General features: G+C 53.0%; 10 protein-coding genes. 8 read left to right on the top strand and 2 right to left on the bottom strand.

Annotated elements, in window-relative coordinates; all coding sequences use genetic code 11:
* Positions 1-80 precede the first annotated feature (80 nt).
* A complete protein-coding gene (gene yegD, locus FQK12_RS02685) occupies positions 81-1433 on the bottom strand; it encodes a molecular chaperone (RefSeq protein WP_014230078.1) in 1353 nt (450 codons plus the stop codon).
* A 136-nt stretch (positions 1434-1569) separates the two neighbouring features.
* Here yegD and alkA point away from each other — a divergent pair, with 136 nt between their 5' ends.
* The 4 genes from alkA (at position 1570) to asmA (ending at position 5721) form a co-directional block, all read left to right on the top strand.
* Entirely contained in the window at positions 1570-2418 is an 849-nt protein-coding gene (gene alkA, locus FQK12_RS02680; protein ID WP_014230077.1) for a DNA-3-methyladenine glycosylase 2, read from the top strand.
* 114 nt (positions 2419-2532) lie between these two features.
* On the top strand, positions 2533-3174 hold the full coding sequence (gene udk / locus FQK12_RS02675) for a uridine kinase (protein ID WP_004122537.1): 642 nt from the start codon (positions 2533-2535) through the stop codon (positions 3172-3174).
* A gap of 90 nt (positions 3175-3264) precedes the next feature.
* A complete protein-coding gene (dcd, locus tag FQK12_RS02670; RefSeq protein ID WP_004852489.1) occupies positions 3265-3846 on the top strand; it encodes a dCTP deaminase in 582 nt (193 codons plus the stop codon).
* Between the two features lie 27 nt (positions 3847-3873).
* Positions 3874-5721: an outer membrane assembly protein AsmA gene (gene asmA, locus FQK12_RS02665; protein ID WP_014230076.1), complete on the top strand. Its 1848-nt coding sequence runs from the start codon at positions 3874-3876 to the stop codon at positions 5719-5721.
* 238 nt (positions 5722-5959) lie between these two features.
* On the opposite strand, the gene FQK12_RS02660 is transcribed toward asmA, so the two are convergent.
* Entirely contained in the window at positions 5960-7546 is a 1587-nt protein-coding gene (locus tag FQK12_RS02660; protein ID WP_014230075.1) for a TerC family protein, read from the bottom strand.
* 976 nt (positions 7547-8522) lie between these two features.
* Here FQK12_RS02660 and galF point away from each other — a divergent pair.
* The 4 genes from galF to FQK12_RS02635 form a co-directional block, all read left to right on the top strand.
* A complete protein-coding gene (gene galF / locus FQK12_RS02655; RefSeq protein ID WP_032719844.1) occupies positions 8523-9419 on the top strand; it encodes a UTP--glucose-1-phosphate uridylyltransferase GalF in 897 nt (298 codons plus the stop codon).
* A gap of 474 nt (positions 9420-9893) precedes the next feature.
* Positions 9894-10523, top strand: a complete 630-nt coding sequence (locus FQK12_RS02650; RefSeq protein WP_014230072.1) for a phosphatase PAP2 family protein — start codon at positions 9894-9896, stop codon at positions 10521-10523.
* Positions 10524-11524: 1001 nt separating this feature from the next.
* The gene (locus tag FQK12_RS02640; protein ID WP_014230071.1) at positions 11525-12964 is read left to right on the top strand and encodes a capsule assembly Wzi family protein; all 1440 of its coding nucleotides are present in this window, start codon (positions 11525-11527) and stop codon (positions 12962-12964) included.
* A 72-nt stretch (positions 12965-13036) separates the two neighbouring features.
* Positions 13037-13511 (top strand): polysaccharide biosynthesis/export family protein (locus FQK12_RS02635; protein ID WP_186711172.1); only part of this gene is annotated, 475 nt, incomplete at its 3' end.

The following is a 13511-nucleotide window of genomic DNA, read 5'->3' as shown; positions in this document are numbered from 1 at the left end:
GAAGATTTAGCCCGGCTCGCGCTGCGCTGAGCCGGGCTACAAATTCACTGCGTTCTGTGGTGCGGGAACGCAGCGGATGTTTAACGAAACATCACCTGCGCCCAGCGGGCCAGCCCGGCGGTAACCGAGCCAAAATCATCGCCTCCGGCAACCGGAATACCCGGCAGGTGTGCCGCCAGCGCTTTTTTAATCAACGGCGATCGAGCGCTGCCGCCGGTCAGGTAAATCACGTCCGGTTTTTCATTACTGTTATCCAGCGCCAGCTGAACCTGCTCCATGATCCGGGCCAGCGGCTGATCCAGCGCAGCTTCCAGACCCTGCTGGCTGATGGCTGTCGCCAGCTCGTCGCTAATAAACGGCAGCCCCGCGTTGACGCTCGGCTGCGCGGAAAGGGCGATTTTACTCTCTTCCGCGCTGCGCACCAGGCGATAGCTCAGGCGCTGACGCCAGACCTTCAGCAGCAGCGCGACTTTTTCGCTATCGCGGGCGCTGCGCAGCAAATCGTTAAGCAGGCGACCGTTGGCGGCGCTGTAAAAGTCGGTCTGCGCCGGCACGTCGTTAATGGCCACCGCATTCCACCACGGCAGAATCGGTAGCGCGATGCCTTTTTCGGTATCGCCGCCCATCCCCAGCAGCGGCATCAGGCATTTAAAGGCCAGGGCGATATCCAGGTCGTTACCGCCGACGCGGCAGCCGCTGTGGCCGAGCAGGCTTTGCTGGCGATCGGCTTTTTCCCGCCACTGCGGCCCCATCAACAGCAGCGAACAGTCGGTGGTACCGCCGCCGATATCGACGACCAGCACGCGTTTTTCTTCACTCAGCGTCGCTTCGAAATCCAGACCGGCGGCGACCGGCTCAAACTGAAACACGACGTCGCGAAAGCCCGCGCGCTTTGCCGCACGTTCGAGAATGCCCTGCGCCTGGGCGTTGGCATCATCGCCGCCAAGCCCCTGGAAGTTAATCGGCCGTCCGATAACCGCCTGGTCGATGGTTTCCGGCAGCTGCGTTTGCGCCTGGAGTTTGATATGCAGCATCATGGCGCACACTAAGTCTTCAAACAGCGCTACCTGCTGCGGCTTGAGCCCGCTGGCGCCGAGAAACGATTTCGGCGACTTTACGAAGTAGACTTCTTGCGGATCTTCAACGTACTGATGCAGCGAAGCGAGACCAAACTGCACGCTGTTGCCGAGTACGTCGATATCTTCCTCGCGGTTGAAGCTTATCGCGCGACGCAGCAGCGCCTGGTTTTCATCACCGTTGGGCGGGACGTCGTGATGGCGGTAGAGCCACTCGCTGACCGCTTCGCGGGTCGGCGCGCAAAGCATTGATGGCAGTAGTGAACTGCCGTTTTCCAGCGTCAGCAGCTGCGGCGTATTGTCGCGCATCACCGCCACTGAACAGTTAGCGGTACCGTAGTCAAAACCAATAAACATAGCCTGCAAAATCCCCATGCCGGTGAAGAAGGGGGGCGACTTTAGCGGATTGACGGCACTGCGACAACTGGAATTTAAAAGCAAGGCGCAGGCGGCGCGGAGCCGCTATGATTGAAGCGCTAAAAAAGGAGAAATGATGACGCTGCTACCCTGGCATTCCCCCTACGACTGGCAATGGATGTTTCATTTTCTTGGCGCGCGTACGGTGCAGGGAATTGAAACTTTTGCCGGCGACAGCTATTGCCGCAGCTTCGCCCTGAATGGCCACGCCGGACTCATCACGGTGACGCCGGATGACGCCGCGCAGGGCATGCGGGTGACGCTTTCCGCCGGGCTGCAGCCGGTCGCGGAGTCGTGCCTGGCGCGGGTTGCGCGCTTATTTGATTTGTCCTGCGACCCGCAGCAGATCGCCCTGACGCTGGGAAGCCTTGCGCTGCCAAGGCCGGGGCTTCGTCTGCCGGGCTCCCTGGATGCGTTTGAACAAGCGGTACGGGCGGTGCTCGGCCAGCTGGTGAGCGTGGCCATGGCGGCAAAGCTCACCGGGAAAGTGGTGGCCGCATTCGGGGAACCGTTGACCGACGCGCCGGGCTTTTATCTCTTCCCGAGCGCGCAGCGGCTGGCGCAGGCCGATCCGCTGGCGCTAAAGGCGCTGGGCATGCCCCTGCGGCGCGCGGAGGCGCTGATCCACCTGGCGCAGGCGGCTATCCGCGGCGATCTCCCCCTCTCCGCGCCGGAGAATATCGACGCCGGAATAAAGCAGCTGCAGACGCTGCCCGGCATAGGCCGCTGGACGGCGAACTATTTCGCGCTGCGCGGCTGGCAGGCGCCGGATATCTTCCTGGCGGATGATTATCTGATTAAACAGCGTTTTCCCGGCATGACGCCGGCGCGGATTGCGCGCTATGCCAGCCGCTGGCACCCCTGGCGCTCGTACGCTTTACTGCATATCTGGTATACGCAAGGCTGGTCGCCGGAGGAGGAATAGACCCGGGAGGCGCTTAGCACTGGTATCGACGCGCTGAAATCCCTATAATTGCGGCGTTTGGCGGTCAACCGCCACCCTTCCTACATTCCCAGGTTAATCAGGTCGCAAAAATTTATGACTGATACGTCTCATCAGTGCGTCATTATAGGCATCGCCGGCGCATCGGCTTCGGGCAAAAGCCTTATCGCCAGTACGCTATATCGTGAATTACGTGAACAGGTCGGCGATGAACATATCGGCGTTATTCCGGAAGACAGCTATTACAAGGATCAAGGTCATCTGTCGATGGAAGAGCGTGTAAAAACCAACTATGACCACCCAAGCTCCATGGATCATAGTCTGCTGTTTCAGCATTTGCAGATGCTGAGAAGCGGCCAGCCGATAGAGTTGCCGGTGTATAGCTACGTTGAGCATACCCGTATGCCGGAAACCATTCATATTGAACCGAAGAAAGTCATCATTCTCGAAGGGATTCTGCTGCTGACCGACGCCCGCCTGCGCAACGAACTCAGCTTCTCCATTTTTGTCGACACCCCGCTGGATATCTGCCTGATGCGGCGCATCAAGCGAGACGTTAACGAGCGTGGGCGTTCGATGGATTCGGTAATGGCGCAGTACCAGAAAACGGTGCGCCCGATGTTCCTGCAGTTTATCGACCCTTCCAAACAGTATGCCGATATTATCGTGCCTCGCGGCGGTAAGAACCGTATCGCCATCGATATATTGAAGGCCAAAATCAGTCAGTTCTTTGAATAACACGAACGAATTGTGTAACGTGCAAAGAGAAGCCAATTTGCCCTTATCCCCGGAAGGCGTAGGGGCGCAATGCCTTAAAGGAGAACGTTCATGCGTCTGTGCGACCGAGATATAGAAGCCTGGTTGGATGAGGGGCGTCTGGCCATTAACCCGCGCCCGCCCGTTGAGCGCATTAACGGCGCGACGGTCGATGTTCGGCTGGGAAATAAGTTTCGGACTTTCCGCGGGCACACGGCGGGCTTCATTGACCTGAGCGGGCCTAAAGCGGAAGTCAGCGCGGCCCTGGATCGCGTGATGAGCGAAGAGATTGTTCTGCCGGATGGTGAAGCGTTCTTCCTGCATCCGGGCGAGCTGGCGCTGGCGGTGACCTTTGAATCGGTCACCCTGCCGCCGGATCTCGTCGGCTGGCTGGATGGCCGTTCTTCGCTGGCGCGTCTGGGCCTGATGGTGCACGTCACCGCGCACCGCATCGATCCGGGCTGGTCCGGCTGCATCGTACTGGAATTCTATAATTCGGGTAAGCTGCCGCTGGCGCTGCGTCCGGGGATGCTGATCGGGGCGTTAAGTTTTGAGCCGTTATCCGGGCCGGCGATGCGGCCTTATAATCGCCGCGAAGATGCGAAATATCGCGACCAGCAGGGCGCGGTAGCGAGTCGAATCGACAAGGATTGATAATTTTAGCGGTTTGCTGAGGATGCCATGAGACGAATTCTGACCACGCTGATGATCTTACTGGCGGTAGTTGTCGCCGGTCTTACCGCGCTGGTATTGCTGGTCAACCCCAACGATTTTCGCGCCTATATGGTTAAAGAGGTGGCGGATCGTAGCGGCTATCAGCTCGAGCTCAATGGGCCGCTGCGCTGGCACGTCTGGCCGCAGCTCAGCATTCTCTCAGGCCGCATGACCCTGACCGCGCCGGGTGCTGAAGAACCCGTTATTCGCGCGGATAATATGCGCCTTGACGTCGGGCTGCTGCCGCTGATCTCCCATCAGCTGCAGGTCAAGCAGGTGATGTTGAAGGGCGCGGTGATCCAGCTGACCTCCAAAACCGAAGCCGTGCGTAGCAAGGGGGCTCCGGTCGTCCCGCACGACAATACGCTGCCTCAGGTGCCGGAGGATCGCGGCTGGTCGTATGATGTCCAGAAGCTACAGATTGCCGATAGCGTGCTCTTTTTTCAGCATGAAGATGGCGAGCAGGTTACGGTGCGCGATATCCGTTTGCAGATGGAGCAGGACAGCAGCCATCGCGCCACGGTCGATTTCTCTGGTCGGGTGAACCGCGATCAGCGCGATCTGGCGCTTTCCTTCTCCGCCCAGGTGCAGGGCGGTGATTATCCTCATTCTCTGAAGGCGGATATTTCACAACTGAACTGGCAGCTTCGCGGCGCGGAGCTTCCCCCCGAAGGGATTAGCGGCCAGGCCAGCATGCAGGCCAGCTGGGTCGAGGATGCAAAAAAGCTCAGCTTCGATGGGCTGAACTTAACGGCTAACGGCAGCACCATTGCCGGCAACGGCAGCGTCGTGCTGGGCGACCAGCCTGACTGGACGCTGAACCTTCAGGCGGGCACGCTCAACCTCGATAGCCTGCTTTCTCATGCCTCCGCCTCTGGCGATAATAGCGTTAACCAGCAGGGGCAAAGCCAGAACAGGCAGCTACGCCCGGTTATTGCGGATAACGATATTCAGCAGGATTACAACGCCCTGCGCGGTTTTAACGCCCGGCTGAACCTGACGGCTGACCAGCTGCAGTGGCGGGGAATGCACTTTACCCAGGTGAAAAGTGAAATCAGCAATCAGCAGGGGCTGCTGACGATTCATCAGATGCAGGGGAGCCTGGACGGTGGACGACTCTCGCTCCCCGGCTCGCTCGACGCGCGGGGCGCAACGCCGCATGCCTCTTTCCAGCCGCAACTTGACAACGTCGAGATCGGCTCGATTCTGAAAGCGTTTAATTATTCGATAAACCTCACCGGCAAGCTCTCGCTGACCGGCGAGTTCTCCGGCGGTAAGATCGATGCCGACGAGTTCCGCCGCAGCTGGCAGGGGCAGGCGGTAACGCAGCTCACTGATACGCGCACTGAAGGGCTCAACTTCCAGCAGCTGGTACAGCAGGCCGTCGAGCGCAGCACCAACGTTCAGGCGCAGGAAAATTACGACAATGCGACCCGTCTGGACTCTGTCAGCACCGAGTTTGCGCTGAATAATGGGCTGGTCACCTTGACGCATATGCAGGGCCAATCTGACATGATGGCGCTGACCGGTCAGGGTGAGCTCAACCTGCTGAAAGAAGATTGTGATATGCTCTTCAACGTCCGGGTACTGGGCGGCTGGAAGGGCGAAAGCAAACTCATCGACAGGCTCAAGCAGACGGCGATCCCTTTGCGAATTTATGGTAACTGGCAGACGCTGAGCTACAGCCTGCAGGTTGACCAGATACTCCGCAAGCAGCTGCAGGATGAAGCCAGGAAACGGCTCAGCGAATGGGCTGAACGCAATAAAAACACCCAGGACGGCAAGGATGTGAAGAAGCTGCTCGACAAACTGTAAGTTAGCCAGGAAAAGCAGAAGAAGCGCATCGTGCTAAGATTGCCGGCAATGCGCATTCCTCTGGAATTGCCGGCGGCGCTTCGCCTGCGCGGGCCTACGGCTAAAGAGGGATGCGTTGAGCGTGTGGCTTTTTTCGGCCGGGTAAGGCGATAGCCACTACCCGGCCGACAGATTAGCAGACCCTTAAAAATTGGTTAACCGCCTGCGTCCGGCTTTTGATGCTTCATCGAAGAAATCATCACACTTCATAATCCAGTTCATCTTCATCCTGCGCCGGCGGCACTATCAGTACTTTTTGTACCCGATGGCTGTCCACCTGCAGCGTGCGCAGCACGTAGCCGTCAAGTTTCACTTCTTCACCTTCCTGCGGCACATGCTGTAGGTACTCCATCAGCAGACCGGCAACCGTATGGTATTCACGTTTCTCATCCAGCGGCAGAGGAACGGACTGGACCAGGTCTTCCAGCGGCATATGCCCGTTGACCGTCCAGCTCCCGTCGCCGTTTTTGTGAATATCGTGACGGGCATCGATCTCTTCTGCTTCATTAGGCAGATTTCCGGCGATGGTCTCCATGACGTCGCTGAGCGTCACAATTCCTTCTACGGAGCCAAATTCATCGACCACAAAGGCGAAGTGGGTTCTGGCTCTTCGGAACTGCTCCAGCGCAGGAAGCAGCGGCAGCGTTTCCGGGAACACCAGCGGCTGACGAATCAGAACCTGCAGATTGAGCGGTTCATGACGTAATGATTGCTGCAGAAGATCGATCACGTGCACGACGCCAAGCATATCCTCGTCATCATCGCCGCCGGTAACCACGAGGCGGGTATGCTGATTTTTGTCGAGTAAGGCGCGAATCTCCTCTTCCGGCGCGCTGAGATCAATATGTTCAATGTCATGACGCGAGGTCATGATGCTGCTGACGGTACGCTGATTGAGATTCAGTACCCGCTCAATCATCCGCCGCTCTTGCGGATTGAAGAGTGGGTTATCGTCGCGATCGGCAACCAGCGAGGCGGTCTCGCTATCCAGTTCGCTACTGTCTTTGCGCCCGCTCAACAAATTCATCACCGCTTCGGTGGTTCGCTGGCGTAGGGTCAGGTTGGCCGAGAGAAAGCGATGGCGGTTAAAAATCGCCAGCTGGTTGAAGGATTCAATCATGACCGAGAAGCCGATAGCCGCGTACAGGTAGCCTTTAGGAATAGGGAAACCAAAGCCTTCGGCAATCAGGCTAAAGCCGATCATCAGCAGGAAGCTCAGACAGAGAATAACGATGGTCGGATGGCTGTTAACAAAGCGGGTGAGGGCTTTACTGGCCATCAGCATCAGGCTAATGGCAATAATCACCGCAGCCATCATGACCGCCAGGTGGTCAACCATGCCGACCGCGGTTATCACCGAGTCGAGAGAGAAGATGGCATCAAGCACCACGATTTGCGCTACCACCCCCCAGAACCTGGCGCCTTTGCGCTGGGTCGGGTTATCGCTATCTTTCCCTTCCAGCCGTTCGTTAAGTTCAACGGTGGCTTTGAAGAGGAGGAATAATCCGCCAAACAGCATAATCAGATCGCGGGCGCTAAAGCTCAGATCGTGCCAGGTCATGAGCGGTTTGGTTAGCGTGACCAGCCAGGAGATCGAAGCCAGCAGCAGCAGGCGCATCACCATTGCGAGTAGCAGACCGGTGACGCGGGCCCGGTCTCGCTGCGCGGGAGGAAGTTTTTCCGCGAGAATGGCGATAAAGACCAGATTATCAATACCGAGTACCAGTTCAATAACGACAAGCGTAATGAGCCCGGCCCAGATAGAGGGGTCGGCAATCCATTCCATATTCAGTTAAAACCTTTACAACCTAAGAGTGCCATGAATCGATCATGGATAAGCTATAGATAAAATGCAATATTTTCTGCTGTTAATTAGCTCAGCCCTGAACCCGCCTCCCAATAAACCAACAAATAAAAGAGTCAGTTGTGCAGGATATAACCTTTCCACAATGCGCCCATGGGATGGTACTTATTAATTAACGCGCGAAATTTCAGCGATACGGGCGGAGACGGTGCGTACGATTTTAAGCCAGATGTCACCCGAGCGGTGAAGGACCATGCTGCTCTGCAGCAGAAGGCGGATACGTTACTTAGATAACGCGAGAGTCAATCAATAGATTTGATGTATATATCAACGATTTTCTTGAATTTGGATTTTTATACTACTTAATGTCGTGGCTTGCCGTAGATCAATTTTTGCAGGACGATGTAATGAGCGTTATATGTGATGGCAAGCGGTAAAAACAGCAGCGAAGAGGGTTTAAGTCAGCGGGCTGCCCGTCGTTTTTTTCAGCAATATCATTGCTGACCGTGAAGTCAGACGTGACGGGTAATTGGCTGCAATTCAGGCGCTTTTGTACGTTAAATAATTTTATTATCAATATAATTGATTATTTGGGCTGGATTTTTATTTTTTTGCAGTCACTTGTTCTGTGTCAATTCATGATGAAAGATTACAAGGTATTAAAAGAGAAATGATGGAGAAGCGATGAGCGTCATTACGCTACCTTATGAATAAAATAAGGTGCTGCTGGTGAGTAACTCATTGTAATTAAATGGAAATTCTTTAGAAGCTATGCGTATAAGAATTTTCTTAAAACTGTCTATTGGTATGTAGACTTTGCGTGTATTCTTAAATTCAGCGTGTAATTTCAGAATTTGACGGACAGAATGGCAGGTATCAAGCGTGTATCATCACTGATAAATGCCAGTGATACATACAAACTGACAGGATCAAAAGGTTTATAACCATACGGGTGGATATGAAAATGGTGAGTTTGAAAGCAGTTATACCGGTAGCAGGATTAGGGATGCATATGTTGCCCGCCACCAAGGCCATTCCGAAAGAGATGTTGCCGATCGTCGACAAGCCAATGGTGCAGTACATTGTTGATGAAATTGTAGCTGCGGGTATCAAGGAAATCGTGCTGGTGACGCATTCATCCAAGAATGCCGTAGAAAACCATTTCGACACCTCCTACGAACTGGAAGCCTTGCTTGAACAACGCGTAAAACGTCAGCTTCTGGCGGAGGTGCAGGCTATCTGTCCTCCTGGCGTAACGATCATGAATGTGCGTCAGGGCCAGCAGCTGGGCTTAGGTCACTCCATTCTTTGCGCGCGCCCGCTGATTGGCGATAACCCGTTTGTGGTGGTGCTCCCGGATATCATTCTGGACGATGCCAGCGCCGACCCTCTGCGCTATAACCTTGCCGCGATGGTGGCGCGTTTCAATGAAACGGGTCGTAGCCAGGTACTGGCCAAACGGATGGAAGGCGATCTCTCCGAGTATTCCGTTATCCAGACTAAGGACTCTCTGGAATCGGCGGGGCAGGTTGCCCGAATCGTTGAGTTCATCGAAAAACCTGATGAACCGCAAACTCTGGATTCCGACCTGATGGCGGTAGGGCGCTATGTCCTCTCTGCCGATGTCTGGGCTGAACTGGAGCGTACCGAGCCGGGCGCCTGGGGACGTATTCAGTTAACCGATGCGATCGCCGAGCTGGCGAAAAAACAGTCGGTCGATGCGATGTTAATGACTGGCGACAGCTATGACTGCGGTAAAAAAATGGGCTATATGCAGGCTTTTGTCAGCTACGGGCTGCGTAACCATAAAGAAGGGGCAAAATTCCGCGAGAGTATTAAGAAGCTGCTGGCGTAGTTTTCGCGTCAGTGCTTATTAGCGCGTGAGAGTGAACGGTCCGAATTATCTGATGACGAAAAGAGGATTCGTGGCCGTTCACAACGTCAGATTCACAATATCAGATACTGCGCGTAGAACTGGTTAATAGCCCTATAAATACAATGAGTTAGCTGGTTTTATTGTTATAGTGTATCGCTTTTGAACGCAGCAAATGTTCGGAGACTTCTGGTAGTCGAATAAGACGCAGCATGATGAAATGGTCAGACAAGCAAAATTTACTCTTTGCTGATAATTACTTACTAAGATTTTTCTTAAGTAAGCAGCCCTTAGTCAAGGTGTAACATGAAAATAAAACTTGACTGAGATCATGTTTGCGCATTAAACAACGGTAGCGTGTGCATATTAATGTGAATTTAACGATTGCATACGCCCACACAAATGTCGCGGGAAAGGCGTTGCGAACTGGAGAGATCGTCAAAGGATGAAAGATAAATGAACTGGCAGGTTGTCACTTTTTTTGGCGATAGCACCGTACTGTTACCCAGTGCGGCAGTATTGTTTATCGTGCTTTTTCTGCGAAAAGATTCAAAGCAGCTGGCCTGGCACTGGGCGCTGCTGTTTGGCATAACCGGCGCAATTGTCTGCGCATCAAAACTGGCATTTATGGGTTGGGGTATTGGGATTCGCGAGCTGGACTTCACTGGCTTTAGCGGGCACACCGCATTATCTTCAGCTTTCTGGCCAATCCTCTTATGGCTGCTGTGCGCGCGTGCTACACCAGCTCTTCGTTTTACTGCTGTCATAGTGGGTTATGCTCTGGCCGGACTGGTTGGCTACTCCCGACTGATGGTCCACGCACATTCAACTTCTGAAGTCATTGCCGGCTTACTGCTGGGAGCCGCAGGCAGCGCAATTTTTCTGCTGCTACAGTCACGCGTTCGCGCCACTCATACAGCGCGGTTATCCTTTGGCAGTCTGGCGAGCATGGTGGTTATCCCGGCGCTTCTGCTGAATACGGGGGCGAAGGCGCCAACCCAATCTTTGCTGAACGAGATTGCGGTGAAGATTGGCCCACTGGAAAAACCTTTTACCCGAGCCGATCTGCATAAGCGATTTTACTGATTCAGACAAACGTGGAAAAGATGAAGGATTCAGAAAGAATCATGTCGTGTTCACATTGTATGCAATATGAAATTTATGAAGAAAGTGTCAGTGGCGGCGATATTTCATATCCATGAAATAAATTTGTGCTGGGTCATTCTGCGCAATAATTAGCGCAATGATAATCAGCCAGGATGTTTCCTAAATAAGTTTTCTGTCTAAATATCGAATTTATTAATGATAACAACAGCGTGGCATACTTCTTTTTACTATCAATTTTTGTAGTTGACTAACTATAATTAACTTGAAGCTAAGTCAACACACTTTTTGTGGTGAAAAAAGCAATAAAATCATAAAGTTGAGATTATTCAGTTGCTTTGTACTGGTTCCGTTTTTACGTGAAGAGCAGAAAACAATAGCGTTATCGGCAATTGGTTCGTGGCGCTGGCAACGTAACTGATAATGTGAGATTACGCTCCCAATTGAGGGTAGAATCTCGTAAACTTATGGCCGCGAAATTGTTTGCTTTGATGGATTAATCGCCGATTTATCGGAATCTACGATCGAATTTACAGGGAAAGAAGTACAGTGCATTGGTAGCTGTTAAGCCAAGGGCGGTAGCGTACCTGCGACCAGGCCTTTTCTCTATATCACATCTCATTTTATGCGACAGAAATTCCTAAAGTGGACTCCATGCAGGTGATTCTCTTCGCAACCTGTATATACTAGCGAGTTGTCATCAAATCAGGACCTATTCATCTTGAGGCGGGCTGATAAACTGCGGGTATGAGGTGCGATGGAATAGCCTTCAATAACAATTTCGCATACATTGTGTACTGCAGGTAGCCTGCGAGTAGAAAACGAGCTTTAGCACGGCGTTCCGATCGGCATGCTTTCGTTTTCTTGGGCCAAAACCTGTAGACCAAACATAGCAAAGGTTGGCGTCAGAGGGCGCTGCATCTACCAGTGTTCCCCTTGTCGCACCAGCTTGCGGAAACGGGGCTTTAAATGGATCTTGTACAATGATAAAAATTGCGCGAATCGCACTCGCATTAGGGCTGCTTACTTCTGCCAGCTCACTTGCCTATGCCTCCGGGTTAGTGATGAATGACAACGAACTGCGCAACGATCTGGCGTGGCTCTCCGATCGTGGCGTTATTCATCTCAGCCTGTCGACCTGGCCGCTGAGCCAGGAAGAGATTAACCGGGCCCTTAAGAAGGCAAAACCCTCTTACTCTTCCGAACAGGTTGTTCTGGCGCGAATCAACCAGCGCCTCGACTCTTTAAAAGCGGATTTTCGTGTGAGCGGCTACACCTCAACGGATAAGCCCGGAACGCCGCAGGGTTTTGGTCAGAATCAGCCTGCGGATAGCTCTTTATCATTAGCCTTTAATAACAGCGGCGAATGGTGGGATGTGCACCTGCAGGGTAACGTTGAAGGTGACGAGCGCATCAGCAACGGTTCACGTTTTAATGCTAACGGCGCCTATGGTGCGGTTAAGTTCTGGAACCAGTGGCTCTCATTTGGTCAGATGCCGCAGTGGTGGGGGCCGGGTTATGAAGGCAGCCTGATCCGCGGTGATGCGATGCGGCCAATGACCGGCGTTTTAATGCAGCGTGCTGAACAGGCCGCACCGGAAACCTGGTGGCTGCGCTGGATTGGCCCATGGCAGTATCAGATTTCCGCTAGCCAGATGAATCAATATACCGCCGTACCGCATACCAAAATTATCGGCGGGCGTCTGACGTTTGCTCCTTTCCAGTCCCTTGAACTGGGCGCATCGCGCATTATGCAGTGGGGCGGGGAGGGGAGACCGGAGTCATTTAGTAATTTTTGGGATGGTCTGACCGGCAAAGATAATACAGCAGCAAACGATCCCAATGAACCCGGCAACCAGTTGGCTGGATTTGACTTTAAGTTGAAGCTGGAACCCACACTTGGCTGGCCGGTTAGTGTCTATGGGCAGATGATTGGTGAAGACGAGTCTGGTTTCTTACCTTCAGCGAATATGTTCCTTGGTGGCGTTGAAGGGCATCACGGTTGGGGTAAAGATGCTATCAACTGGTATCTGGAAGCTCATGATACCCGGACGAATATGAGCCGAACCAACTATAGCTATACGCACCATATCTACAAAGATGGTTACTACCAACAGGGATATTCACTCGGCGATGCAATGGGGGGCGATGGTCAGCTCTTTGCAGGAAAAGTCGAGCTGGTGACCGAGGATAATCAACGTTGGAGTGCGCGTTTAGCGTATGCGAAAGTCAATCCCGAAAATCAGTCAATTAATAATGCATTTCCTCGTTCGGATACCTTGAAAGGCCTACAATTGGGCTGGAGCGGGGATGTGTATAAATCGGTACGCCTGAACACCTCTCTCTGGTATACAGATGCAGACAATAGCGATAGCGATGATGTGGGTGCGAGCGCGGGGATAGAAATCCCATTTAATTTATAGCCTTTACGCAGCTTTGGAAATGGGCTGTTGTTTGGGAATTAGAAACTTTTGGTTTACTGATGATGTGACATTATGAAGAAAAAAATTGTTAGATTTTCGGCATTGGCATTAGCAATAGGGTTTTTATCGGGCTGTACAATCATGCCGGGCCAAGGGTTGAATAGCCTTCGTAAGAATGTGGTTGAGCTGCCGGATAGCGATTACGACCTGGATAAACTGGTGAATGTCTATCCATTGACTCCGGGCTTAGTTGACCAACTTCGTCCCGAAACCGTCATGGCTCGCCCGAATCCGCAGTTAGACAATTTACTGAAAAGTTATGAGTACCGTATCGGCGTGGGCGATGTGCTTATGGTGACTGTTTGGGATCATCCAGAGTTAACTACTCCTGCTGGTCAATATCGTAGTGCCAGTGATACGGGTAACTGGGTGAATTCTGATGGTTCTATTTTTTATCCATACATTGGCAAGGTTCAGGTCGCAGGCAAAACTTTAAGCCAAGTACGGCAGGAGATAGCTGGTCGCTTAACAACATATATTGAAAGCC

It is taken from the genome of Klebsiella sp. ME-303, from assembly GCF_007910085.1.
GTDB classification, from domain to species: Bacteria; Pseudomonadota; Gammaproteobacteria; order Enterobacterales; family Enterobacteriaceae; genus Klebsiella; species Klebsiella michiganensis.
The sequence above is the reverse complement of the archived record's forward strand: the minus strand, read 5'-3'. Positions and strand labels throughout refer to the sequence as shown.